Source organism: Microbacterium sp. NPDC089186 (genome assembly GCF_040685115.1).
In the GTDB taxonomy this organism is placed as follows: Bacteria; Actinomycetota; Actinomycetes; order Actinomycetales; family Microbacteriaceae; genus Microbacterium; species Microbacterium galbum.
The window spans coordinates 712,041-735,372 of sequence record NZ_JBFBHJ010000003.1 but is presented as its reverse complement, the minus strand read 5'-3'; the positions used below and the strand labels follow the sequence as shown (position 1 = coordinate 735,372).

21 protein-coding genes and 1 tRNA gene are annotated in these 23,332 nt (G+C 71.2%); 16 read left to right on the top strand and 6 right to left on the bottom strand.

Features of this window, described 5'->3' with window-relative positions; all coding sequences use genetic code 11:
- Positions 1–485: 485 nt before the first annotated feature.
- Complete coding sequence (locus AB0N82_RS13770; RefSeq protein WP_363392273.1) at positions 486–3,158, bottom strand: phosphoenolpyruvate carboxylase; 2,673 nt, start codon at positions 3,156–3,158, stop codon at positions 486–488.
- 336 nt (positions 3,159–3,494) lie between these two features.
- On the opposite strand from AB0N82_RS13770, the gene AB0N82_RS13765 reads away from it, so the two are divergent.
- Both AB0N82_RS13765 and hisS read left to right on the top strand, forming a co-directional pair.
- Positions 3,495–4,100: a MazG family protein gene (locus AB0N82_RS13765; protein ID WP_363392299.1), complete on the top strand. Its 606-nt coding sequence runs from the start codon at positions 3,495–3,497 to the stop codon at positions 4,098–4,100.
- A gap of 127 nt (positions 4,101–4,227) precedes the next feature.
- Positions 4,228–5,475 (top strand): histidine--tRNA ligase, encoded by a 1,248-nt coding sequence (gene hisS / locus AB0N82_RS13760; protein WP_363392297.1) that lies wholly within the window; start codon positions 4,228–4,230, stop codon positions 5,473–5,475.
- Positions 5,476–5,520: 45 nt separating this feature from the next.
- Here hisS and AB0N82_RS13755 read toward each other — a convergent pair whose 3' ends face one another.
- Positions 5,521–6,378 (bottom strand): helix-turn-helix transcriptional regulator, encoded by an 858-nt coding sequence (locus tag AB0N82_RS13755; protein ID WP_363392271.1) that lies wholly within the window; start codon positions 6,376–6,378, stop codon positions 5,521–5,523.
- A gap of 122 nt (positions 6,379–6,500) precedes the next feature.
- On the opposite strand from AB0N82_RS13755, the gene AB0N82_RS13750 reads away from it, so the two are divergent.
- The 11 genes from AB0N82_RS13750 (at position 6,501) to AB0N82_RS13700 (ending at position 16,992) form a co-directional block, all read left to right on the top strand.
- Positions 6,501–7,943, top strand: coding sequence for an MFS transporter (locus tag AB0N82_RS13750; RefSeq protein WP_363392269.1), 1,443 nt, complete (start codon positions 6,501–6,503; stop codon positions 7,941–7,943).
- Positions 7,944–8,048: 105 nt separating this feature from the next.
- Positions 8,049–8,858: an SGNH/GDSL hydrolase family protein gene (locus tag AB0N82_RS13745; protein WP_363392267.1), complete on the top strand. Its 810-nt coding sequence runs from the start codon at positions 8,049–8,051 to the stop codon at positions 8,856–8,858.
- Between the two features lie 123 nt (positions 8,859–8,981).
- Entirely contained in the window at positions 8,982–9,773 is a 792-nt protein-coding gene (locus tag AB0N82_RS13740; RefSeq protein ID WP_363392265.1) for a cytochrome c oxidase assembly protein, read from the top strand.
- Positions 9,774–9,804: 31 nt separating this feature from the next.
- Positions 9,805–10,485, top strand: coding sequence for an O-methyltransferase (locus tag AB0N82_RS13735; protein WP_363392263.1), 681 nt, complete (start codon positions 9,805–9,807; stop codon positions 10,483–10,485).
- A 62-nt stretch (positions 10,486–10,547) separates the two neighbouring features.
- Complete coding sequence (gene eno, locus AB0N82_RS13730; protein WP_315995287.1) at positions 10,548–11,828, top strand: phosphopyruvate hydratase; 1,281 nt, start codon at positions 10,548–10,550, stop codon at positions 11,826–11,828.
- 255 nt (positions 11,829–12,083) lie between these two features.
- Positions 12,084–12,701: a septum formation initiator family protein gene (locus tag AB0N82_RS13725; RefSeq protein WP_363392261.1), complete on the top strand. Its 618-nt coding sequence runs from the start codon at positions 12,084–12,086 to the stop codon at positions 12,699–12,701.
- A gap of 100 nt (positions 12,702–12,801) precedes the next feature.
- Entirely contained in the window at positions 12,802–13,320 is a 519-nt protein-coding gene (locus tag AB0N82_RS13720) for a DUF501 domain-containing protein (RefSeq protein WP_315995289.1), read from the top strand.
- The gene (locus AB0N82_RS13715) at positions 13,317–14,636 is read left to right on the top strand and encodes a S8 family serine peptidase (protein ID WP_363392259.1); all 1,320 of its coding nucleotides are present in this window, start codon (positions 13,317–13,319) and stop codon (positions 14,634–14,636) included. Before AB0N82_RS13720 ends, AB0N82_RS13715 begins: the two co-directional genes overlap by 4 nt.
- Entirely contained in the window at positions 14,633–16,033 is a 1,401-nt protein-coding gene (locus AB0N82_RS13710) for an FAD-dependent oxidoreductase (protein ID WP_315995291.1), read from the top strand. Before AB0N82_RS13715 ends, AB0N82_RS13710 begins: the two co-directional genes overlap by 4 nt.
- 214 nt (positions 16,034–16,247) lie before the next feature.
- Positions 16,248–16,320, top strand: a tRNA-Leu gene (locus tag AB0N82_RS13705).
- Positions 16,321–16,422: 102 nt separating this feature from the next.
- On the top strand, positions 16,423–16,992 hold the full coding sequence (locus tag AB0N82_RS13700) for a LemA family protein (protein WP_315995292.1): 570 nt from the start codon (positions 16,423–16,425) through the stop codon (positions 16,990–16,992).
- A 45-nt stretch (positions 16,993–17,037) separates the two neighbouring features.
- Here the strand turns inward: AB0N82_RS13700 and AB0N82_RS13695 are convergent, their stop codons facing one another.
- Positions 17,038–18,279: a crosslink repair DNA glycosylase YcaQ family protein gene (locus AB0N82_RS13695; protein ID WP_363392256.1), complete on the bottom strand. Its 1,242-nt coding sequence runs from the start codon at positions 18,277–18,279 to the stop codon at positions 17,038–17,040.
- 69 nt (positions 18,280–18,348) lie between these two features.
- On the opposite strand from AB0N82_RS13695, the gene AB0N82_RS13690 reads away from it, so the two are divergent.
- Both AB0N82_RS13690 and ilvA read left to right on the top strand, forming a co-directional pair.
- Positions 18,349–19,539: an AI-2E family transporter gene (locus tag AB0N82_RS13690; protein ID WP_315995294.1), complete on the top strand. Its 1,191-nt coding sequence runs from the start codon at positions 18,349–18,351 to the stop codon at positions 19,537–19,539.
- Positions 19,536–20,765 (top strand): threonine ammonia-lyase, encoded by a 1,230-nt coding sequence (gene ilvA, locus AB0N82_RS13685; protein WP_363392254.1) that lies wholly within the window; start codon positions 19,536–19,538, stop codon positions 20,763–20,765. Before AB0N82_RS13690 ends, ilvA begins: the two co-directional genes overlap by 4 nt.
- A 445-nt stretch (positions 20,766–21,210) precedes the next feature.
- Here the strand turns inward: ilvA and greA are convergent, their stop codons facing one another.
- Together greA and AB0N82_RS13675 are read right to left on the bottom strand one after the other, a co-directional pair.
- Positions 21,211–21,702: a transcription elongation factor GreA gene (gene greA, locus AB0N82_RS13680; protein WP_295840371.1), complete on the bottom strand. Its 492-nt coding sequence runs from the start codon at positions 21,700–21,702 to the stop codon at positions 21,211–21,213.
- A gap of 106 nt (positions 21,703–21,808) precedes the next feature.
- The gene (locus AB0N82_RS13675; protein WP_315995296.1) at positions 21,809–22,204 is read right to left on the bottom strand and encodes a DUF4307 domain-containing protein; all 396 of its coding nucleotides are present in this window, start codon (positions 22,202–22,204) and stop codon (positions 21,809–21,811) included.
- A 63-nt stretch (positions 22,205–22,267) separates the two neighbouring features.
- On the opposite strand from AB0N82_RS13675, the gene AB0N82_RS13670 reads away from it, so the two are divergent.
- Positions 22,268–22,543: a hypothetical protein gene (locus AB0N82_RS13670; RefSeq protein WP_315995297.1), complete on the top strand. Its 276-nt coding sequence runs from the start codon at positions 22,268–22,270 to the stop codon at positions 22,541–22,543.
- Positions 22,544–22,634: 91 nt separating this feature from the next.
- Here AB0N82_RS13670 and AB0N82_RS13665 read toward each other — a convergent pair whose 3' ends face one another.
- The gene (locus tag AB0N82_RS13665) at positions 22,635–23,327 is read right to left on the bottom strand and encodes a hemolysin III family protein (RefSeq protein ID WP_363392295.1); all 693 of its coding nucleotides are present in this window, start codon (positions 23,325–23,327) and stop codon (positions 22,635–22,637) included.
- Between the last annotated feature and the right edge of the window lie 5 nt (positions 23,328–23,332).

Here is a 23,332-nt window from a genome sequence, read left to right as displayed (position 1 = left end):
CGATGGTACTGCAGGGGGGACCCTGTGGGAGAGTAGGACACCGCCGGACTTCCTTTAACGAAATGGCCACCCAACGCTGGGTGGCCATTTCGCATGTACGGGCACATTCTCCGCCCGTACGGTGACAGCGCCGGTACGCACCCCCCCTTCCTTTTGGTATCGGAGGGGGACGCGTACCGGCGCTTCGCCGTACCCGCGGAGCGACCCGTTTGGTGTACGTCGGCGCGCGGTCACGCTGTGCGTGGCAACAGCCCGCGGACGCGGCATGCCTTCGCACACCTGGGTTCAGAACCGCACGTTCAGCGCGACGCCGTCGCTCGACGTCGTCGCTCGACGTCGTCGAGCCGTCGTTGTGGCGTCGTCGTGCTCGCGCGGTCGTGTGGGTATCGACGCCACCGAAGGTCGTGTGCGCATCGACGCCCCCGGAAAACGACGATGCGCCGACCCCGGGTGAGGAGTCGACGCATCGCGGGGGGTGGAGCGGTTCAGCCGGTGTTCTGAAGGCCGGCCGCGACACCGCTCACCGAGAGGAGGAGTAGGCGCTGGTGCTCGGCATCCGGAGTCGGGTTCTCGGCATCGACGTCCCGCAGGGCGCGCAGTGCGCGCAGCTGCAGGAGCGACAGTGCGTCGACGTACGGACTGCGCATCTTGACGGCCCGCTGCAGGATCGGCTTGTTCCCCAGCAGGTCGCCGCCGGTGATCCGTTCAACCCAGGAGCGGGTGAGCAGCATCTCGTCCATGACGAGGTCGGCGAGGTCGTCGCGGTCACCGAGGGCGAGGTAGCGCCGGGCGATGCGTTCGTCGGCCTTCGCGAGACTCATCGCGACGTTGTCGATCATCGTGCGGAACAGCGGCCACTGCTCGTACGCCTCTCGCAGACGCTGCTCGTCGCCGACGGCGTCGAGCGCCGTGCCCAGGCCGAACCAACCGGCGAGGTTGATACGCGCCTGCGTCCAGGAGAACACCCACGGGATCGCTCGGAGGTCTTCCAGCGACTCCACCGAGAGACCGCGACGGGCGGGCCGCGAGCCCAGCGCGAGGTGCCCCAGCTCCTCCATCGGCGTGACCGTCGCGAACCACGGCGCGAAGCCCGGAGCCTTCACCAGCGCGAAGAACCGCTCGCGCGAGGCGACGTCCATCTTCTTCGCGACGTCGGCGAAGGCGTCCGCCGCCCCGCGGTTGCGGCGTTCGATGGAGGGGGAGGACGCCGTGAGCACGGCCGCCGCGACCTGGTCGATGTGGCGCATGGCGATGTCGGGGTCGCCGTAGCGTGCGAAGATGACCTCGCCCTGCTCGGTGAGCTTGAAGCGGCCGTCGACCGAGTGCGGGGGCTGCGCGAGGATCGCGGAGTTCGCCGGTCCTCCGCCGCGCCCGAGCGCTCCGCCGCGACCGTGGAAGAGGGTGAGCTCGATCCCCTCGGCCTCGGCCCATGTCGAGATCTCGGCCTGGGCCTCGTACAGCGCGAGGTTGGCGGCGACGGGTCCGACGTCCTTCGACGAGTCGGAGTAGCCGAGCATGACCTCGAGGCGGCGGCCGGTGGCATCCAGGCGGCTCACGAACGAGGGGTGCGAGACGATCTCGGCGAGGATGCCGGGGGCCGCCTGCAGGTCGGCGAAAGTCTCGAACAGCGGGATGACGTCGAGCACGGGCAGGGCTTCGCCCGGCCCCATCGCGTAGGAGGCGAGCTCGTGCACGTTCGCGAGGTCTTCCGCCGACTGCGTGAACGACACGATGTATCGGCCGGCGGCGCGGGGGCCGAAGCGCTCCTGCACGTAGGCGATCGAGCGGAACACCTCGAGGACCTCGTCGGCCTGCTCACTGCGGGCACCGCCCGCGCGCAGTTCGTCGAGCACCTTGCGGTGGACCGCCGAGTGCTGGCGCACCTCGAGTTCGGTGAGGTGGAAGCCGTAGGTCTCGACCTGCCACACCAGGCGCTGCAGAGCGCCGTACGCCTGACGCGCGGCACCCGCGGCGACGAGCGAGTCCTGTACGGTCCGAAGGTCGGTGAGCAGGTGCTCCGGGTCGCGGTAGGCGAGGTCGGCGTTCCGCGTGCGGGTCGCGGCGATCTTCCGCGCGAGCAGCAGCAGGATGCGCCGGTGCGGCTCGTCGGGTGAGCGCTCGGCGATCTCCGCTGCGGCGTCTTCGTCGGCGGCGCGCAGACGGTGCCACAGGGCGACGAGGGCGTCACTGGGCGCAGTGGTCTCGGCATCCAGGGTCAATCCCCGTCCCACGCGCTGTGTGGTGCGCTCAAGGCCCAGGAGCACGTGTTCGCTGGCGATCGCGGCCGCCTTGCGGGTGACGGATGCCGTGACGAACGGGTTGCCGTCACGGTCGCCGCCGACCCAGGAGCCGACGCGCACGAAGGGCTTCACGATCGGCGCGCGGGCGCCGGCGTTCTCGCCCTGGAGGATGTCGTCGATACGGCGGTACACGCGCGGGACCGCGGTGTAGAGCGTCTCGTCGAAGACGGCCATGACCGAGCGCACCTCGTCGACCGGTGACGGCTTCTCGCGCCGCAGCGGGGCGGTGCGCCACAGGGTGTCGATCTCCTCGAGCATGCGACGCTCGGCACGGCGGCTCTCGCTGTCGTTGCCGGCGGCGTCGTCGTGCTCGGCGAGCAGTTCGGACAGGCGGCGGATGCTGGTCGAGATCGCTCGGCGGCGGGCCTCGGTGGGGTGCGCGGTGAAGACGGGGTGGAAGCGCAGGGCCTGCAGGCGCGCGAGCGCTGTCTCTTCGCCGACCTCGCCGGCGAGACGCTCGAAAGCCGTCGCAATCGTGTCGGGGGTGCCGGAGCGCGACGGGCGATCGCCGCGCTCGCGCAGCACGCGCACGCGCTGGTGCTCCTCGACGAGGTTGACGAGGTGGAAGTACGCCGTGAAGGCGCGTGCCACTTCGTCGGCACGCTCGATCGACAAGCCGTCGGCGATGGCCGCCGCCCGCTCGAACGCTTCGGGCGTCTCATCGGTGTAGGCCTGGATCGTCGCCGTGCGCAGCCGCTCGACGTCGTCGTACAGTCCGGGGGAGCCGCTCTCCTGAAGGACGCGGCCGAGGAGCGATCCGAGCAGGCGCACGTCGGCGCGCATCTGTTCGGGCAGTTCCTGGCCGGCTTCGAAGCGGCCCACGAGGTCGATCGCCTCGGTCGGGGTCAGTTCACGCACACGCCCCAGATTATCCGCGTCCTGTTGCGCGCAGATCACGTGTGACGCGGGGCCGCGGTCTCGCACGGCGTATTCCGGACAATATCCGGCTACGGGTGGCGAGGGCCGCAGGATTTCGGCCCGTTCCGGGATCGGCATCCGTCTTTCCGGTCACGTCGATATCGACGACCTCGCGCGGGGCTGCGTGGGCCCCGCCTCGACCGCGACGGCCACGAAACGGGGGAGGAGCGCGCCGCGCGAGAGTTCCGCGGGGCATACTCGTCGACAGCGGGCCCGTCGGGGGCCGCGGAGGGAGACACCGTGAGCGACGACGCCCTGCGAGAAGCCGCCCGGACGATGCACGCCGTGCGCGAACGGTGCGTGTGGACGCAGCAGATCGACCACCGCGACCTCGTGCCCTATCTCGTCGAGGAGAGTGCCGAGGTCATCGACGCCGTCGAGGCGGGCACGCGCGCCGACCTGCGGGAGGAGCTCGGCGATCTGCTCTGGCAGGTGCTGTTCCACGCGGAGATCGCGGCGGGCGACCTCGACGACCCCTTCGACATCGACGACGTGGCGCGCGGTCTGACCGAGAAGATGGTGCGGCGGCATCCCCATGTCTTCGCGGGCGCCGTGGCATCCACGCCCGAAGAGGTGCTCGTGCACTGGAACGCGGCGAAGGCGGCCGAGAAGCGCGAGCGTACGAGCGTGCTGGACGGTGTCAGCGATCACATGCCCTCGCTCAGCCTCGCGCAGAAGGTGATCGGCAAGGCCGCGCAGGTCGGGGTTCCCGCCCCGCATCACCGACTCGCCGACCCCGCCTCCGAGGCCGAGCTCGGTGACGCCCTGCTCGCCCTCGTCCAGCTCGCGCGGGAGCGCGGCTGGGACGCCGAGCGCGCATTGCGCGAGCGCCTGCGCACCGTTCGGGCCGACGTGCAGGCCGCCGAGACCGCGGCCGGTTGACGACACCGCAGGCGCAGGATGACATCCGCCTACGGTCTCGGCACGTGCATGCGGTCTCGGTGGAGCGTTCGACCGCGCGCGAGCCTGGAACAATGGGACCGTGGCATCCGTGAACCCGCCGCGCGGCATGCGCGACTTCCTCCCCGCTGACAAGGCCCGTCGCGAGCGCGTGCTCGCCGTCATCCGCGAGCGCTACCGTGCGCACGGCTTCGACGAGATCGAGACGCCCGTCATGGAGGAGTACTCGCGTCTGCACGCCGGTCTCGGGGGCGATAACGAGAAGCTGTCGTTCAGCATCCTGAAGCGGGGGATGGATGCCGAGGGCATCCGCGCCGCGGCCGACGACCCGGCGGCGCTGGCCGACCTGGGCCTGCGCTACGACCTCACGGTTCCGCTGGCACGCTTCTACGCGACGAACCGTGCGCAGCTGCCGACGGTGTTCCGCGCGATCCAGATGGCTCCCGTCTGGAGGGCCGAGCGTCCGCAGAAGGGGCGCTACCGCCAATTCCTGCAGTGCGACATCGACATCATCGGCGACGCGTCCGCGCGCGCCGAGGCGGAGCTCATGATCGCGAGCCTCGACGTGCTCGACGCGCTCGGCCTCGAGGGCGGATCGATCCGCGTGAACGACCGACGCGTGCTCGACGCGATGCTGGACGTCTTCGGCTTCGCCCCCGACGAGCGCCCCGGGGTGCTCATCACGATCGACAAGCTCGACAAGGTCGGCCCCTCGGGCGTCATCGCCGAGCTGCGCGAGCGCGCGGCGACCCCCGCGGCCGTGGACGCCCTCGCGGCGTACCTCGATCGGCCGGCGGGTGCGCCGACCTTCGACGACGCGGGGATCCGCGCGGCCCTGCCCGACGGCATCCCGGACGAGGTCATCGCCCACCTCGTCGCCCTGGGGGAGACGGTGGCAGCCGCCCGCGGTGCGGACGCTCCGCTCGTGTTCGACCCGTTCCTCGTGCGCGGCATGGGCTACTACACGGGCACGATCTTCGAGCTCGCGCACCCGAGCGTCGACTACTCGCTCGGCGGCGGCGGCCGCTACGACGGCATGATCGGCCGGTTCCTCGGCCAGCAGGTGCCGGCGGTGGGCTTCTCGATCGGCTTCGAACGCATCGTCGACCTGCTGCCCGACGACGAGGCCGACGGGGATCGCTCCGTCGTGCTCGTGCACGACCGGGACGTTCCGCTCGATCGGCTGGTCGCGCTGAAGGGCCGCCTCATCGCCGACGGGGCGCGCGTGCGTCTCGAGCAGCGGGTGAAGAACATGAAGGCCCTGCTGGAGCGGTCGGCGGCCGACGGGTACACCGCGTTCGCCTCCGTGGGGTCCGACACCACGGTGGAGTCGCTGGAGCTCAAGCCCCTGTCGTGAGGCTCGGGTCGCCGGGGCGGCCGAGGTCGGCGCCGCGCCGGGACCTCACGCCGCCACGCTGACCAGAGCCTCGCTCGGACGCTCCGCGGCGAGCCGTTCGAGGCGCTCGGCGGTCGCGGCATCCCGAGGGGAGAACCACACCACGCGGGAGCCGAGTGCCTCGTCGATCCACAGGCTCGACATCTCGAGGTGCAGCTCGCCGACGCGGGGGTGGAGCAAATGCTTGAGGGCGTTTCGCTCCCCGCCCACGTCGCCCAATCGCCACAGCTCACCGAAGCGCGGCGACATCGCCTCGAGTTCGGCCACGAAGCGCTGCCACGACGCCTCGTCGTGGTGGCGGCCGTAGGCGGTTCGCAGGCGCGCGGCGATTCGTCGCTGCGCGTGGTCGAGGTCGACGTGGGCGCGCTGCCACGCCGGATCGGTGAAGAGCAGGACGGCGCAGTTGCGGCGGTCGACGGGCAGGTCGTCCAGGTCGTCGAAGAGGTAGCGGTAGGAACGGTTGAACGCGCGGATGTCGAAGCGCGCGGTCTGCACCGCGGCGGGGTAGGGCAGGAGCTTCTCGAGCAGGTCGAGGTGGGTCTGCCCGACGCACGTCCGCGTCGCGCGGTCGGGGAGGGGGAGGTCGGCCAGGTCGAAGAGGTGGTCGCGCTCGTCGTCGCTGAGCAGCAGCGCGCGGGCGATCGCCGTCACCACCTGGGCCGAGGCGGCGATCGGGCGCCCCTGCTCGAGCCAGGTGTACCAGGTCAGCCCCACCCCGGCGAGCTGCGCGACCTCTTCGCGGCGCAGCCCCGCGACCCGGCGGCGCGTCCCGTCGGGCAGGCCGACGTCGGCGGGGCGCAGGCGCGCGCGGCGGCTCCGCAGGAACGCGGCGAATTCCGCGCGGACATCGTCGGACCGTGTCATGGCATCCTCCTCCGGCGATCCTAGAACCGCCTACGTCCTGCATCCGCCCCGTGAGGAGTGGTGGCAGTACCAGGATGAGCGGGCTCCTGGTACCAGGATGCGACGCGCTCCATGCTGGCACCATGACCACCTCCGCACAACCGGCGACCGGCAGCGCCCCGACGCCGATCCGCCCCCAGGCCGACGACGTGCCGACCTGGCGCTACCTCGGTTTCCTGCTCGGCCCCGGTGCCGGCACGTTCGCCTTCAACGCCGTCACCGTGATCCTCCCCACGCTCCGCGAGCGGTTCGGGGCCGGCGACGTCGCCCTCGAGCTCGTCATCGCGGCGTACGGCATCCCGTTCGCGGTCCTGCTGATCCTCGGCGGGAGACTCGGGGACCGCTTCGGGCGCCACCGCCTCTATACGCTCGGGATGGGGCTGTTCCTGGTGTCGGCGATCGCCTGCGCCCTCGCGCCCTCCATCGAGACGCTCATCGCCGCCCGAGTTATGCAGGGCGTGGGGGCGGCGCTGTGCACGCCCCAGGTCCTCGGCACCATCCAGGCGACGTCGCGCGGAGCGGCGCGCACCCGCGCGATCGCCGCCTTCGGGGCGAGCGGCGGGATCGGCGCCGCCGTGGGGCAGGTGGCCGGTGGTGCGCTCGCGGCCCTGTCGTTCGGTCCCGTCGAAGGCTGGCGTGCGGTGTTCGTCGTCGTCGCCCTCATCGCGGTCGCGGCGATCTCGTTCGCGCCCCTCGCCCCCCGCTCCCGCTCGCACGAGGTGGTCGCGATCGACCTCGTCGGCACCGCGGCGCTCGCCGTCGGCATCCTGGCGGCCTCGCTCGCCTTCACCTTCGGGCCGGTGTGGAACTGGTCGTGGCCCGTCGCGATCGCCCTCGTCGTCGCCGCCGTCGCCCTCGTGGCGATGTGGCGGCACCAGAACGGCATCGAGCGGTCGGGGCGCGTGCCGCTGCTTCCGCCGAGCGTGCTGCGCCTGCGTCCCTTGCAGCTGGGCCTGCTCGCGGCCGCGCTGTTCTTCGCCGGCTACTCGGCTCTGCTCTACGTCTTCCCGCGCGCGGTCGAGGCCGGCGGGCTCAGCTCCCTGCAGGCGGGGCTCGCGCTGCTGCCGTTCGCCGTGGTGTTCGCGGCCATGTCGCTCGCGGTCGCGCGGGTGCAGAGCCGACTGGGCGACGCGACGCTCGTGCTCGGGGTCAGCGTGCAGATCGTCGCCCTCATCGCGATGGCGGCGACCCTCGGCGTCGCGTGGGGCAGCGACATCGGGCTGTGGCTGCAGCCGGCGCTCGTGCTGCTCGGCGTCGGTCAGGCGCTCATCTTCTCGCCGCTCACGCAGCTCGTCGTGCGCGAAGTGCCCGTCGAGGCGGCGGGGCTGTCGGGTGGAATGTTCAGCACCGCCCAGCAACTCGCGCTGTCGTTCGGCGTCATCGTCATCGGGGGTGTCGTGACCTTCACCGGCGCGGCCGGCCGCGACGAACTCCTCGCCGGTCTCGCGCTCGACATCGGTCTCGCGGTGGCGGTGCTGGCTCTCGCCCTCGTGCTGCGGGCGCGGGGCGCTCGCGTCGCCGGCTGAATCGGTTCGGCATCCGGAGAAGACCCAGGATGCCGGGAGCCCGCCGTCGCCGCGCCGTCACGGTGTGTCCACCGGCCGTTCACCGCGGGCCGGTCTCATCGGAGCATGCGTCGTCCGGTGACCGTGACCGCCGCCTCCGCGATCGCGTTGCTGGGCGCCGGGGCCGTGGGGCTGCGCACCCTCATCGCCCGCCAGGCGGCGATCGCACGGCGCCGCATCGGCAAACCACTGGGGGAGCAGGCGCTCGACGCCGACCGGGTCTGGCGACGCAAGAAGCACCCGGGGGCCCCGGTCGAGCTGCTGCTGCTCGGCGACTCGATCGCGGCCGGCTTGGGCGCCGCACATCGGCGCGACACCCTCGGGGCGCGTCTGGCCAAGGGCATCGCCCGCGCGGCCGGGCGACCGGTGCGGTTGCGGACCGAGGCGGTCGTGGGGTCGGAGACCTCGGCGTTGGTCGGACAGCTCGCGGCGCTGCCCGAGGGGTACCGTCCGGATGCCGCGGTCATCGTGGTCGGCGGGAACGACGTGACGCACCGCATCCCGGCCTCCCGCTCCGCGGGGCAGCTCGAGGAGATCGTGCGCGCGCTCCGGGGGAGCGGGATCCCGGTCGTCGTGGGCACCTGCCCCGACCTCGGCACGCTGCGGGCGATCCCGCAGCCGCTCCGGGCGCTGGCCGCGCGATCGTCGCGGCAGCTGGCCGCCGCGCAGGCCGCGGCCGTGCACCGGTCCGGAGGTCGCGTCGTCGCGCTGGCGAGAGCGGTGGGACCGGTCTTCGCCGAGCGTCCCGACGAGATGTTCAGCGTCGACCGCTTCCACCCGAGCGCCCTGGGGTACCGCCGTACCGCGGAGGCGCTGCTGCCGGCGGTCCTGGCGGCGCTGGAGGTCGCGCCGGTCGTGGTCAGGGCGGAGCGCTGAGGGCTGCGGGGGACCGGGTCCCGGCTCCCGCATAGCTGCTCGGCCTAGCGTTCCCTCACGCCTCCCGTCGATGTCTTCCTCCGCACCTGGCGCGCCGATCCCCTCACGCTCGGCGTGCTGCTCGTGGCATCCACGGCCTATCTGCTCGCCGTGCGGCGGTCGCGTCGCCGGGGAGAGCCCTGGCCGCTCCGGCGCACGATCGGCTTCTTCGCCCTCGGGCTGCTGCCGTACGCCGTGATCGAGCTCGGATTCCTCGGCGTGTACTCGGGGCAGCTGCGGTGGGCGTTCTCGACCCGCATCGCGCTGCTGATCTTCGCCGTCCCCGCCGGGATCGCCGCCGGACGCCCGCTCGACCTCGTCCCCCGGGGTGTGCGCGAGCGCCTCCTGGCCGCACGGGTCACGCGCGTCTTCGGCAACGCGATGGTGGCCACCGTCGTCATCGCCGCGGTGTTCTGCCTCTTCCTCACGCCGGTGGCCGGCATCCTGCGCGTGAATCCCCTCGTGCAGGCATCTCTCGGCGTCGTCGTGCCGCTCGTGGGGTCGGCGATGGTGCTGCCCATGATGGCGCTCGGCGCGGTCCACACGGGCACGTTCATCGCGATCGAGTTCCTGCTCGCGTTCGTCGAGCTGCTCATCGACTCGGTGCCGGGGCTGCTGATGCGCCTGAACGACTCGGTGCTTGATCTCGTCCCGGATGCCGCGCAGGCGGTGTCGTGGTGGCCGTCGCTGCTGCACGACCAGCACCTCGCGGGCGACATGATCTGGTTCGTCGCCGAGTTCGCCGACGTGCCGATCCTCGTCATCCTCATGATCCGATGGATGCGGTCGGACCGCGTCGAGGCGAAGGGCTTCGACGACCTCACCGACGAGGAGTACGACGAGATGACCCGCGCGCACCTCCGCGGCGAGCGTTGACCCGCACCCTCCGCCGCGCCAGGGTGGAGGGGTGCCCACCTCCGACGACGTCGATGCGTTCCTGACCGAGACGCTCGTCGGCTCCGACCCCGCGCTGGACGCGGCGCTGCGCGCACAGCACGACGCCGGCATGCCCGCCATCGAGGTCGCGCCGGTGAACGCGAAGTTCCTGCACCTGCTCGCGCGTATCGCGGGCGCTCGCCGCGTGCTCGAGATCGGCACCCTCGGCGGATACTCCACCATCTGGCTCGCCCGGGCCGTGGGGGCGTACGGGCGCGTCGTGACGATCGAGGCCGAACCGGCCAACGCCGCCGTCGCGCGGGCGAACCTGGAGCGGGCGGGAGTGGCCGGGCGCGTCGACATCCTGCTCGGTCGCGGCACCGACGTGCTGCCGACTCTCGACGGGGGAGACCCCTTCGACCTCGTCTTCATCGACGCCGACAAGGAGTCGAACACCAAATACCTCGACTGGGCGGCGCGCCTGGGCCGCCCCGGCACGGTCGTCGTGCTCGACAACGTCGTGCGCGGGGGAGAGGTGGCGGATGCCGGGACCGCCGACTCGAAGGTGCAGGGTGCTCGTCGGGGCGTCGAGATGCTCGGAAGCGACCCGCGCTTCGACGCGACGGCGTTGCAGACCCTCGATCGCAAGGGGTGGGACGGGATCGCGGTGGCGATCATCGTCGACCCCACGCCCGGCGGGACGGGTCACTAGACTCGACGGTGGACCGACGACGCTCCACCCTCTTCCACCCAAGAACCAACGAGGAGTCCTTCGTGGCACTTATCGAGGCTGTCAACGCGCGCGAGATCCTGGATTCGCGCGGTAACCCGACCGTCGAGGTGGAGGTGCTCCTCGACGACGGAATCGTCCAGCGGGCGGCCGTCCCCTCCGGCGCGTCCACCGGCGCGTTCGAGGCCTACGAACTGCGCGACGGCGACAAGAGCCGCTACAGCGGCAAGGGCGTGCTCAAGGCCGTCGCCGCGGTCGTCGACGAGCTCGGCCCCGCCATCGAGGGCGTCGAGGCCAGCGAGCAGCGCATCATCGACGAGATCCTCATCGAGACCGACGGCACCGACAACAAGTCGCGCACCGGCGCCAACGCCATCCTGGGCGTCTCGCTCGCCGTGGCCAAGGCCGCCGCCGACAGCGCCGACCTTCCGCTGTTCCGCTACCTCGGCGGACCGAACGCGCACCTGCTGCCCGTCCCGCTGTTCAACGTCATCAACGGCGGCGAGCACGCCGACAACGGCATCGACTTCCAGGAGTTCTTCCTCGCGCCCATCGGCGCCGACACCTACGGCGAGTCGCTGCGCTGGGGCACCGAGGTCTACCACGTCCTGAAGGGCGAGCTGAAGTCCGCGGGCTACAACACCGGTCTCGGCGACGAGGGCGGCTTCGCCCCCGACCTGCCCAGCAACCGCGAGGGCCTCGACTTCCTCATCCGTGCGATCGAGAAGGCCGGCTTCACCCCCGGCAAGGACATCGCCGTCGGACTCGACGTCGCCGCCACCGAGTTCTACAAGGACGGCGTGTACACCGTCGAGGGCAAGGAGTGGAGCGTCGACACGCTCGTCGACTACTTCGCCGACCTCGTCGCGAACTTCCCGATCGTCACGATCGAGGACGCCCTCGCCGAAGACGACTGGGACGGCTGGAAGAAGCTGACGGATGCCATCGGCTCCAAGGTTCAGCTCGTCGGCGACGACCTGTTCGTCACCAACCCCAAGCGCCTGCAGCAGGGCATCGACCTCGGTGTCGCCAACTCGCTGCTGGTCAAGGTGAACCAGATCGGCACGCTGTCCGAGACGCTCGACGCGATCTCGCTGGCGACCCGCTCGGGCTACACCTCGATGCTCTCGCACCGCTCGGGCGAGACCGAGGACACCACGATCGCCGACCTCGCGGTCGCTGTGAACGCCGGCCAGATCAAGACCGGTGCCCCGGCGCGCAGCGAGCGCGTCGCGAAGTACAACCAGCTGCTGCGCATCGAGGAAGACCTCGGCGACGCCGCGGTCTTCGCGGGCCGCTCGGCGTTCCCCCGTTTCAAGGGCTGAGCGTCTGACATCCGAGGAGGGGGAGCCCACGGGCTCCCCCTCCTTCGTCGTTTCCGGCGACGACCATGTCGCGCCGCGGGGTGGGGCCGCGTTCGCGAGCCCGACCCCGTGGCATCCGCTTCAGGTGGCGCGCGGCGGGGGCCGACCCCGTGGCACCGGCCACCGAGCACGCGGCGTGGCCCACCGGGAACGCCGAGACCGCCGACGTAGACTCGCCTGCGGTCCGGGCATGCGTGCACCGGCGGATGAGAGGGGATGGACGTGGACCGACCGACACTGCCTCCCCGCAAGACGACCGCCCCCCGGCCGCCCGCCGGGAAGAAGGCGCCGCGCCGCCAGCCCGATCCGACCGCCTCGCGGCGCCCGACGGCCCCGCCCCGGTCGGCGGGCGGACCGCGCGTCGACGTGCGCGAGTGGCTCGGGAAGGTGCGCATCTCGGGTTTCGTCGTCATCATGCTGGGTCTGGTCGTGCTGGGCACCTTCGTGCTCGTGCCCACCGTCGGCACGTACATGGACCAGCGCCAGCAGATCCAGGCACTGCGCAGCGCCGTCGCCCTCAGCCAGTCGGAGGTCGCCGACCTGCAGACGCAGCGCGAGCGGTGGTCGGACCCGGCGTACATCCGCACCCAGGCGCGTGAGCGGCTGGGGTACACCTTCCCCGGCGAGGTCGTCTACCTGATCGACAACGATCTGCCCGCCTCGGCGACACCCCAGGAGCAGGCCGACGTCAGCGAAGACGTCGGGCAGACGCGCACCGACTGGATGGCGCAGCTCGTGCGCTCGGTGGCTGCGTCCGGTGCGGCGCAGGTGGCCGTCCCGTCGCTGCAGATCGGCGTGCCCGACCCCGCCCCGACCGAGCCGCCGGCCGGCTGACCGCCCCTCGGTCGCCCCCGGATGCCGGGTCCAGCAGCCGCCGCGCGGGGCGCCGCCGGCACCGGGCGCGGTGTCGGACACGCCGGGTACCCTGTCAGGGATGACTACCGCACCTCTTCCCCCCGCTTCCGACGCCGACCTCGCCGTTCTGCAGGCGCAGCTCGGCCGTGTTCCGCGCGGGGTCATCGGCATCGCCGCGCGATGCGTGTGCGGCAATCCGACCGTGGTGGCGACCTCGCCGCGGCTCGACGACGGCAGCCCGTTCCCGACCTTCTACTACCTGACGCACCCCGCAGCGACCGCGGCGATGTCGGTGCTCGAGGCCGGCCACGTGATGAAGGAGTTCTCCGACGAACTCGCCTCCGACGAGGAGTTGCAGCAGGACTACCGTCTCGCGCACGAGGCCTACCTGCGCGACCGTGCGGCGTACGGCGAGCCCGAGGAGATCGCGGGCATCTCGGCGGGGGGGATGCCGACACGCGTGAAGTGCCTGCACGCTCTCGCCGGGCACGCCCTGGCGGCTGGCCCGGGCGTCAATCCGATCGGGGACCGGGCTCTCGAGCGCGGCACCTGGTCGCCCGATCGCTGCGTCTGCGAAAGCCCCGGGGCCGGCGGATGAAGCGCGTCGTCGCAGCCGTGGCATCCGTCATCCTGATGGCGGTGATGACCGGTGCGACGGCGTCTCCCGCGGCGACACAGGGCCCGGTGCCGGAAGACCCCACCGACTCGGTGCGCGCGTCGGAGTACTGGCTCGACCAGTACGGCGTGCGGGAGGCCTGGAAGACCACCCGCGGCGCGGGGCAGAAGATCGCCATCATCGACACCGGGATCGCCCGCGGCCCCGCCGAGTTCACCGGCGCGGTGGCCGGCGGCACCGACGTCTCCGGCGTGGGTGCGTCCGACGGGCGCACGCCGGTGGGAGCGGTGGATGCCAACCACGGCAGCTGGGTCGCCTCGCTCGCCGCGGCGCGCGGCACGGGCAACGGACGCGGCATGATCGGCGTGGCGCCCGAGGCCGAGCTGCTGTCGATCTCGGTCGGATTCGGCGCGTCGAGCACGAAGCCGTTCTCGGAGCAGATCGCCGAGGCGATGACGTGGGCGGTCGACAACGGCGCGACCGTCATCAACCTCTCGCTGACCACCAACACCCTCGACTGGGACACCAGTTGGGACACCGCGTTCGAGTACGCCTTCGATCACGACGTGGTCGTGGTCGTCGCCGCAGGCAACCGGGGGAGTGGCACCGACCGCGTGGGCGCCCCGGCGACCATCCCGGGCGTCCTCGCGGTGGGCGGCGTCGACCCGAACGGCACCGCGAGCAGCAGCGCCTCCACCCAGGGCATCACGATCGGGCTGTCCGCCCCCAGCGAGCGGCTCATCGGCGTCTCCTCCGACGGCACCCTCGTCGGCTGGAACGGGACGAGCGGGGCGGCGCCGATCGTCGCGGGCATCGCCGCGCTGGTGCGCTCGGCCCACCCCGACCTCGACGCAAACAACGTGCTCAACCGGCTGATCCAGACCGCGAAGCCCGCGGCCGGGGCGACGAGCGTTCCCGACAAGCTGTACGGCTACGGACTGGTGGATGCCGCCGGCGCGGTGTCGGCGAGGGTCGATACCGTCAGCGAGAACCCGCTGGGCAGTCTGAAGGAATGGATCCGCCTCTACCGTCGCGCCGACGCGGAGCCGGCGCCCGAACCGACGGCGAGCCCTGTCGAGATCCCCGCTCTGCCGCCGGTGGAATCCGCACCCGAGGCCGGTTCGCCTCTGCTGCCTTCACGCGATAGCGTGCTCTACGGATCGCTGCCGCTCGGGGGTGCCACGCTGGCCGCTATAATGATTGCGCTCGGCGTCAGTGCTGCTGCCCGGCGAATCCGACAGGCGCGCACCTCCCGCGAGCCGAGCCGCACCACAAACGAGGAGTCCCTCCCATCGTGACCACTACCGTGCCCAGAATCCTCATCGTCGGTGGGGGCTACGCAGGTTTCTACACCGCCTGGAAGCTCGAGAAGCTCCTCGGGCGCAACGAGGCCGAAGTCACGCTCGTCGACCCGCTGCCGTACATGACGTACCAACCGTTCCTTCCCGAGGTGGCCGCCGGCGAGATCGAGCCGCGCCACGTCGTGGTCGGCCTGCGCCGCCACCTCAAGCGCACCACCGTCATAGCGGGCAAGGTCACGGGCATCTCCCACGCGACCAAGACCGCCACGATCACCCCGATCGCGGGCGACGAGACCTTCGAGCAGGGCTACGACCAGATCGTCGTGACCGCCGGTGCCGTCTCGCGCACGTTCCCGATCCCCGGCATCGCCGACAACGCCATCGGTCTCAAGACCATCGAAGAGGCCGTGGCCATCCGCGACCGCCTCACGTCGAACTTCGACAAGGCATCGGTGCTGCCCGCCGGTCCCGAGCGCGACCGCCTTCTGACGGTCGTCGTCGTCGGTGGCGGGTTCGCCGGCATCGAGGTGTTCGCCGAGCTGCGCGCCTACGCGTCGTCGCTGCTGAAGCAGTACCCCACGCTGTCGTTCGACGACACGCACTTCCACCTCATCGAGGCCATGGGCCGCATCATGCCCGAGGTGTCGCAGAAGACGAGCGAGTGGGTGCTCGCCGACCTCGCGAAGAAGGGTGCCTTCGTGCACCTCGACACGCAGGTCAAGGGCGCCGTGGACGGCGTCATCGAGCTGTCCACCGGTGAGCAGCTGCCCACCGACCTCATCATCTGGACCGCGGGCGTCATGGCGAACCCCACGGTGGTGCGCGGCAGCGACCTCCCCGTGGAGGAGCGCGGTCGCATCCGCACCCGTCCCGACCTGCGCGTCGGCACCGACGAGGAGATCGTCGAGGGTGCCTGGGCCGCCGGTGACGTCTCGGCCGTTCCCGACCTGTCGGGTGGCGGCGTCGGCGGGTTCTGCGTTCCCAACGCGCAGCACGCGGTGCGTCAGGGCAAACTGATGGCGAAGAACCTCGTGGCCGTGCTGCGCGGTGAGGAGCCCAAGCAGTACAACCACAAGAACCTCGGCGCCGTCGCCGGTCTGGGCCTGTACAACGGCGCGTTCCAGTCGGGCAACATCGCCCTGACCGGTCTGATCGCCTGGTTCGCCCACCGCGGTTACCACGGTCTGGCCATGCCCACGTGGGAGCGCAAGTTCCGCGTGATCGGCGACTGGATGCAGAACTTCGTCCACGGCCGTGAGGTCGTGTCGCTCGAGGCCGTGCAGAAGCCCCGCGCGGCGTTCGAGGAGTTCGCGGCACGTCCGCGCCCGGCGGCTCCCGCGGCCGACGCCCCGGCCCCGGCCGAGAAGAAGGCCGAGCCCGTCGCGGCGAAGTAACGTCATCGATTTCGAGACCCCCGTGCCCCGTGTGGGTGCGGGGGTCTCCGCGTGAGAGGTCGCCGCCGGCTCGCGCCGCGGGAGGTTCGGGGCGAGGCCCTTCTGCGGACGTCGTGACGGGCGCGCCGGGTCGCGGCATCCGGGGTTCGCAGGTGAAGGCCGCGGTCCGCGGGACGACGGCCACGCTGCCGCCCCGCGCTACGGTGGGAGCCGGGCCCCCGTAGCCCAATGGCAGAGGCAGGCGACTTAAAATCGCTTCAGTGTGGGTTCGAGTCCCACCGGGGGTACGGCATCCATCGCATCCGCTGGGAGTCGCCGCCCGGCTCCGTCACGCCGACCGGCCCGCAGTTACACTGAAGGGCAATCTCTCGAACGGAGTGTGGGGACTTATGTGGGAGTGGCTCGTACCGGTCATCGTGATCGTCGGCATCCTGGTCATCGCCGGCATCTACCTGTGGGCCACCTACAACGCCCTCGTCTCGCTCAACGTGCGCGTCGACGAAGCGTGGAGTGACATCACGGTACAGCTCAAGCGTCGCGCCGATCTGCTGCCCAACCTCATCGAGACGGTGAAGGGCTATGCGGCGCACGAGAAGGCGGTCTTCGAGAACGTCACCCGCGCCCGCGCCGAGACGCTGAACGTCGAGAGCCCCGCCGAGGCGGGTGTCGCCGAGGGCCACATGCAGCAGGCGCTGAAGTCGCTGTTCGCCGTGGCCGAGGCCTACCCGCAGCTGCAGGCGAGCCAGAACTTCCTCAAGCTGCAGCAGGCCATCGTCGACACCGAAGACAAGATCCAGGCCTCTCGCCGGTTCTACAACGGCGGTGTTCGCGAGCTCAACACCAAGATCAAGGTGTTCCCGAACAACCTCTTCGCCCGTCAGCTCGGTTTCCACGAGCGTGAGTTCTTCGAGGTCATCGACGGCGCGGCCATCTCCGAGCCGCCTCGCGTGCAGTTCTGACCTTCTCGCAGATGCGCCCTCTCCGCTCGACGGAGGGGGCGCATCTCACGTGGAGCGCCCGTCGGGGTGCTCGTGCCGCTCGGCCGAGAGCGCGCCGGCGATCGCATCGGCGGCGTCTCCCCATCGCGACACCGTCACCCGCTCCAGGCCCTGCCATCGCGCGGCGGTGCGCAGCTCGGCGGCGACGCGTTCCGCGGCATCCGGGGAGACACCGTGCTCCCACCACGCCGATTGCACCCGCAGGGTATTCGCCCCGCGGTCGGCTTTGAGGTCGAGGCGGCCCACGACGTCGTCGCCGACGAGCACCGGAAGCGAGTAATAGCCGAACCGGCGCTTCGGTGCCGGGGTGTAGATCTCGATGCGGTAATCGAAATCGAAGAGGCGCTCGGCACGATCGCGGAACCACACGACGGGGTCGAACGGCGTGAGCAGCGCGGTGGCGTCGACCGTGCGGGGCCGTGCCGCGTCGCGATGCAGCCATGCCTTGGCGGGGCGGCCTGCGACGGACCATCCCTCGACCTGCACGGGCTGGAGCTCGCCCGCGTCGACGAGGTCGTGGATGGCTGCCGTGACCGCCGGCCGATCGCGGATGCGCCAGTAGTCGGCCAGGTCGGACGCCGTCGCCACGCCGTAGGCCGCCGCCGCCCTCCGAACGAGCTCGCGGATGGCATCGGCCCGGGGCACGGGCGTCTCGAGCGCGGCCGCAGGCAGCACGTCGGATGCCAGAGCGTACCGACGCTCGAATCCGCGGCGCCCCGCGATGGCCACCTCGCCGAACAGCCACAGGCGCTCGAGGCCGTTCTTGACGTCGTCCCAGCCCCACCACGACCCGCGAGAGCCACTGCGGGCGTCGTGATCGATCTGCGCGGGCCGCAGCGGCCCCCGCTCGGCGAGTTCGTCGCGCAACCACTGCAGGAGGGGCTCGTTGGCCCGCGCCCACGCGTCGTCGCCGTACTTGCGGCGCAGGTCGTCGCGGCGGAACTGCAGGAGCGGCCAGTCGTCCGCGGAGACGAGGGATGCCACGTGCGCCCACGACTCCACCCAGCGCGGGCGGCGCGAGAAGGCGAGGGCGTCGAGGAGGGCCGTGTCGTAGGCGCCGAGGCGCGCGAACAACGGCATGTAGTGCGAGCGGGAGAAGACGTTGACGGAGTCGATCTGCAGGATGCGCATGCGACGCAGGGTCGCTGTGATCTGGCGCGTGCCGACCGTCTCGGGCCGCGGTCTCGCGAAGCCCTGGGCGGCGAGGGCGATGCGGCGCGCATCGGCGCGACGGAGCGTCGTGGTCATGCCTTTCACCGTATCCACCGCCTCCGACATCCAGCGTTCGCCGGGGGTGCGCGGCGGTAGGCTGACGGGATGAGTGGAACCGATCCCGAACCCCGCGGATCGTTCCTCGACGCCCTCAAGCGGCGCACCGTCTCGAGCGACCTTCAGCCCCCGGTCCCTCCGGCGCTTCGTCAGGCCACCGCGTACGCCTGGCGGTTGCTCGTGATCGCCGCCGCTCTCGGCGTCGTGATCTTCCTCGTCATCCAGCTGAAGCTCCTCGTGGTGCCCCTGCTCGTGGCGATCCTGGTGACCGCGCTGGTGTGGCCCGCGTTCTCCTTCCTCCTGCGGCACCGGTGGCCCAAGTGGCTCGCCATCGTCGTGACGGTGCTCGGCACCATCGCCCTCATCTCCGGACTCGTCTGGCTGGCCGTCTGGCAGATCACGCGCGAGTTCGGGTCGGTCCGGGAGCGCACGGTCGACGCCGTCTCGCAGTTCCGGCAGTACCTGATCGACGGGCCCCTGCACCTGAGCGCGCAGCAGATCGACGACGGTCTGCGGCAGGCCGGTACCTTCCTGCAGCAGCAGGCCGAGGTGCTGTGGACGGGCGCCCTCGCCATCGGGACGACTCTCGGCCACGTCGGCACGGGAGTGCTGCTGACCCTGTTCATCCTGCTGTGCCTGCTCGCCGACGGCGGGGGGATCTGGCGGTGGACCACGCGCCTGTTCCCCCGTGTCGCCCGACCGGCGGTCGACGGCGCGGGTCGCGCGGGCTGGCGGACCGTCAAGAGCTATGCCCGCACGCAGTTGCTCGTGGCCACCATCGATGCGATCGGCATCGGGCTCGGCGCGTTCCTCCTCGGTGTCCCGCTCTCGATCCCGATCGGCGTGCTCGTGTTCCTGGGCGCGTTCATCCCGTTCGTGGGAGCTGTGGCCACCGGGGCCCTGGCGGTGTTCATCGCCCTCGTCTACAACGGTCCGCTCGTCGCGTTGTTCATGCTGATCGTCGTCCTGGGCGTCCAGCAGATCGAGAGCCACGTGCTGCAGCCGATCCTCATGGGCTCCGCGGTCAAGGTGCATCCTCTCGCCGTCGTGCTCGTCGTCGCCGGCGGCGCGATGATCGGCGGGATCGCCGGTGCCCTGTTCGCCGTGCCCCTCGCGGCCTTCGTCAACGTCGTCGCCGTTTACCTCAGCTCGAAGGCCTGGCAGCACGACGGGCAGGCCCTGGCATCCCGAGATCTCATCTGGCAGACCGTCCCGCGTGAGCGCGGAAGGAGATCATGAACGACACTCCCACCCTGGCCGAGTTCGAGGATGCCGCGCAGGCTCTGCGCGGCATCATCACGCGCACGCCCCTCGACGAGTCGCTTCACCTGACCGACCTGCTCGGCGTGCCCGTCAACCTCAAGCTCGAGAACCTGCAGCGCACCGGCTCGTTCAAGATCCGCGGGGCGACATACCGGCTGTCGCGCCTGACGGCCGAGGAGCGCGCCCGTGGAGTCGTGGCCGCGTCGGCCGGCAACCACGCTCAGGGTGTCGCTCTGGCGGCGCAGCAGCTCGGGATCGCGGCGACGATCTTCATGCCCCTGGGTGTACCCGTGCCTAAGCTCCTCGCGACGCGCGGCTACGGCGCCGAGGTGATCCTCGAGGGGGCGACGGTCGAGACCCCGCTCCGCCTGGCCGCGGAATTCGCCGAGCGCACCGGCGCGGTGCTCATCCACCCGTTCGACCACCGCGACATCGTGGTGGGGCAGGGGACGTTGGGGCTCGAGCTGGTCGAGGACATGCCCGACCTCGAGACCGTCATCGTCGGTATCGGCGGCGGCGGGCTGGCCGCGGGTGTCGCGGCGGCGGTCAAAGCGCGGGCGGCCGCGGAGGGGCGCCAGGTGCGCGTCATCGGCGTCCAGGCGCACAACTCCGCCGCCTACCCGTCCTCCCTCGCCGCCGGGTACCCGATGCAGGTCGAGACCACCCCGACCATCGCCGACGGCATCGCCGTCGCGCGGCCGGGCGACCTTCCCTTCGAGCTCATCCGGCAGTATGTGGACGAGGTCGTCACGGTAACCGAGGACGACATCGCCCGCGCACTGCTCGTGCTGCTCGAGCGCGCCAAGCAGGTGGTCGAGCCGGCCGGCGCCGTGGGTGTCGCGGCGATCCTCGCGGGCAAGGTCAGGGCGAGCGGTCCCACGGTCACGATCCTCTCGGGCGGCAACATCGACCCGCTGCTGCTGCAGCGCGTCGTGGCGCACGGGCTGTCGGCATCCGGTCGCTATATGTCGCTGCGCATTCCGCTTCCCGACCGCCCGGGCCAGCTGGCCCGCGTCTCGGAGCTCCTCGCGCAGGTGGGGGCGAATGTCATCGAGGTGCTGCACACGCGGCACGGGCAGGGGCTGCAGATCAGCGAGGTGATCCTGCAGCTGAGCGTCGAGACCCGCGGCGCCGAGCACCGCGCGCTGGTCATCAAGACGCTCGAGGATGCCGGCTTCGTCGCGACCGTCGTCCCGGACTGACGTCGGCGACGGGTCGCGTCGTCCCGGGCCGACCTCGGCGGCGATCGTCACCGGCTCCGGGGTCGTCCCCTCCGCGATGTACGCACGCTCCGTCGCGGGGCCGTCGTCCGGGCCGAGGGGAGGCAGATTGCTGAGCGTGCGCAGATTCCTGGCGGGGGCCTCGTGGGGGTTGTAGCGTCGGCGATCTGCGCTCGGTCAGTTGGAGGGCCGTGAGTCGGGCTGAGGGGAGGCAGATTGCTGAGCCTGGGCGACTGACCCGCAGAGGCGGATCGCGGAGCGTGGGCGGATCGCGGAGCGTGGGCAGCCGACGGACCGAGGGCACATGCTCGGGCGGGGGCGGATCGCTCGAGCGACGGGCATTGGTGCCGTCGTGCGCGGCAGGCCGCCCCAAACGCCGCGAGCCGCCACCCCGGTGGCGGGGGAGCGGCTCGCGGGCGGACCGGGCTTACTGGCCGGAGTAGGTTTCGACCTTGACGATCTCGACCGAGATCTCCTTGCCGTTGGGCGCGGTGTACGAGCCCTTGTCGCCTTCCTTGAGGCCGAGGATGGCGGCCCCGAGAGGCGAGGCTTCGCTGTAGACGTCGAGCTCCGAGTTGGCGGCGATCTCGCGGTTGCCGAGGAGGAACTTCTCCTCGCCGCCGGCGACGACGGCGGTGACGACGGTTCCCGACTCCACGACACCGTGGCTCTCGGGGGCCTCGCCGACCTTGGCATCCTTCAGCAGCTGCTGCAGCGTGCGGATGCGCGCCTCCTGCTTGCCCTGCTCGTCCTTCGCGGCGTGGTAGCCGCCGTTCTCCTTGAGGTCGCCCTCTTCGCGAGCGGCCTCGATGCGCTTGGCGATCTCCTCGCGACCCGTGGTCGAGAGGTGCTCGAGCTCGTTGGCCAGGCGGTCGTAGGCGTCTTGCGTGAGGAACGTCACCTGAGCGTCGTTGGACACGGTTACTCCTTCGTCGAGGCGCTGACGGCGGGCGGTGTCGGGCCGTCGGCGGGGGATATGTCGAACGCCCCGGCATCGTGCCGGGGCGCGTCGTGATTCCGCGAGTTTACGGCACCCAGCAGGCGTTGACAAAACCCGTGGTCGCGAGCGACAGCGTCGGAATCTCCTCGGTGAAAGCCCGCGTGTGGTCCTCGGATGCCGGGTACTCGACGACGCGCCAGCCCACGGTTCCGTGCTCTTCGTCGCGGGCCTCGAGGGCGCAGGCGACGGGTCGGCCGGTGGGCGCGGTGATCTGGAACGTCGCGGTGACGGTGCGGTCGTCCACCACGGTGTAGCCGGTGTCGGTGGCGGTCACCGAGTTCAGGCTGCTCGACACCGTCGTCCAGCCCAGGAAGCCGATCGCGCCGAGGGCGAGGACGCCCACGATGGACCAGCCGACGATACGTCGTCGCGGAGAGCGCGTGCGCCCGTAACGGTCGTCGAGTCGGGCGTGCGTCGTCATGCTCTCTCCGGGCTTTAGGCTGGACTTCCAGGCTACGCGCTTCCGCCCGGATAGAAGGTCTCCATGCACCCCGTGATCGTCGCTCTCGCGACAACGCCCTCCCCGGCCGTCACCCCCGACGAGTCGATCGTCACGCCCGGGCCGCTCGGATTCGCCGCGATCGCCTTCATCGGCATCGCCGTGTTCCTCCTCGTGTGGGACATGCTGCGTCGCATCCGTCGCGGCCGCTACCGCGAAGAGGTCAACGCGGAACTGGACGCCGAGGAGCAGGCGCTCGCAGCGGAGCGGGCCAGCGACGTCGACGACGAGGACATCGACCCGGCCGCTCCGCGCCGCTGACCCGCGGCCGCGAGCCCGCGGCATCCGAAGCCTCCGAATCAGTCGACAGGAACAGTCGCTCGGAAGCGACGTGATCCGGCGACTCGCGCGGTCAGCCCCCGTGATACGCCGGAGCGAGGGCGATCAGCAGGCACGCGGTCCAATGGCAGAGGAACGCCAGGACCGTGCAGACGTGGAAGATCTCGTGGAACCCGAAGTGCCCGGGCCAGGGGTTGGGCTTCTTCAGGGCGTAGATGATGGCGCCCGCGGTGTAGAGCAGGCCGCCCACGACGACGAGCACCATCATGGCGACGTTCGCCGCCAGCAGGTCGCCGAGGTACATCACCGCCGCCCAGCCCAGGGCGAGGTAGAGGGCGACGTAGAGCCAGCGGGGGGCGTTGATCCAGAACACCCGGAACAGGATGCCGAGCAGCGCGCCGCCCCACACGATCGACAGCAGCAGCACGGTCTTCGGTGTGGGCAGGGCCAGCACCGCGAGCGGGGTGTAGGTGCCGGCGATGAGCAGCAGGATGTTCGCGTGGTCGATGCGCTTGAGCACCGCCAGGGTCCGGGGCTTCCAGTGGAAGCGGTGGTACAGCGCGGAGTTGCCGAACAGCAGCATCGAGGTCGCCATGAACACCGCTGCGGCCCACTTGCCGGGAGCGCCCTGCGCGAGGGCGATGAGCACGATCCCGGCGGCGATCGCGACGGGGAACGTGCCGGCGTGGATCCAGCCGCGCCAGGTCGGCTTCAGCTCGGCCTGCGCCCCCACGGCTCCCGCCTCGAGCAGGGGGAGCTGGGGCATCTCGG

What these genes read in the sequence shown, in the direction of transcription:
- AB0N82_RS13765 (WP_363392299.1), top strand. Translation starts at nt 3,495, where the DNA reads ATGCACGCCGTGCGCGAACGGTGCGTGTGGACGCAGCAGATCGACCAC.
- hisS (WP_363392297.1), top strand. Translation starts at nt 4,228, where the DNA reads ATGCGCGACTTCCTCCCCGCTGACAAGGCCCGTCGCGAGCGCGTGCTC.
- AB0N82_RS13755 (WP_363392271.1), bottom strand. Translation starts at nt 6,378, where the DNA reads ATGACACGGTCCGACGATGTCCGCGCGGAATTCGCCGCGTTCCTGCGG.
- AB0N82_RS13750 (WP_363392269.1), top strand. Translation starts at nt 6,501, where the DNA reads ATGACCACCTCCGCACAACCGGCGACCGGCAGCGCCCCGACGCCGATC.
- AB0N82_RS13745 (WP_363392267.1), top strand. Translation starts at nt 8,049, where the DNA reads ATGCGTCGTCCGGTGACCGTGACCGCCGCCTCCGCGATCGCGTTGCTG.
- AB0N82_RS13725 (WP_363392261.1), top strand. Translation starts at nt 12,084, where the DNA reads ATGGACGTGGACCGACCGACACTGCCTCCCCGCAAGACGACCGCCCCC.
- AB0N82_RS13720 (WP_315995289.1), top strand. Translation starts at nt 12,802, where the DNA reads ATGACTACCGCACCTCTTCCCCCCGCTTCCGACGCCGACCTCGCCGTT.
- AB0N82_RS13715 (WP_363392259.1), top strand. Translation starts at nt 13,317, where the DNA reads ATGAAGCGCGTCGTCGCAGCCGTGGCATCCGTCATCCTGATGGCGGTG.
- AB0N82_RS13700 (WP_315995292.1), top strand. Translation starts at nt 16,423, where the DNA reads ATGTGGGAGTGGCTCGTACCGGTCATCGTGATCGTCGGCATCCTGGTC.
- AB0N82_RS13695 (WP_363392256.1), bottom strand. Translation starts at nt 18,279, where the DNA reads ATGACCACGACGCTCCGTCGCGCCGATGCGCGCCGCATCGCCCTCGCC.
- AB0N82_RS13690 (WP_315995294.1), top strand. Translation starts at nt 18,349, where the DNA reads ATGAGTGGAACCGATCCCGAACCCCGCGGATCGTTCCTCGACGCCCTC.
- ilvA (WP_363392254.1), top strand. Translation starts at nt 19,536, where the DNA reads ATGAACGACACTCCCACCCTGGCCGAGTTCGAGGATGCCGCGCAGGCT.
- AB0N82_RS13675 (WP_315995296.1), bottom strand. Translation starts at nt 22,204, where the DNA reads ATGACGACGCACGCCCGACTCGACGACCGTTACGGGCGCACGCGCTCT.
- AB0N82_RS13670 (WP_315995297.1), top strand. Translation starts at nt 22,268, where the DNA reads ATGCACCCCGTGATCGTCGCTCTCGCGACAACGCCCTCCCCGGCCGTC.
- AB0N82_RS13665 (WP_363392295.1), bottom strand. Translation starts at nt 23,327, where the DNA reads ATGCCCCAGCTCCCCCTGCTCGAGGCGGGAGCCGTGGGGGCGCAGGCC.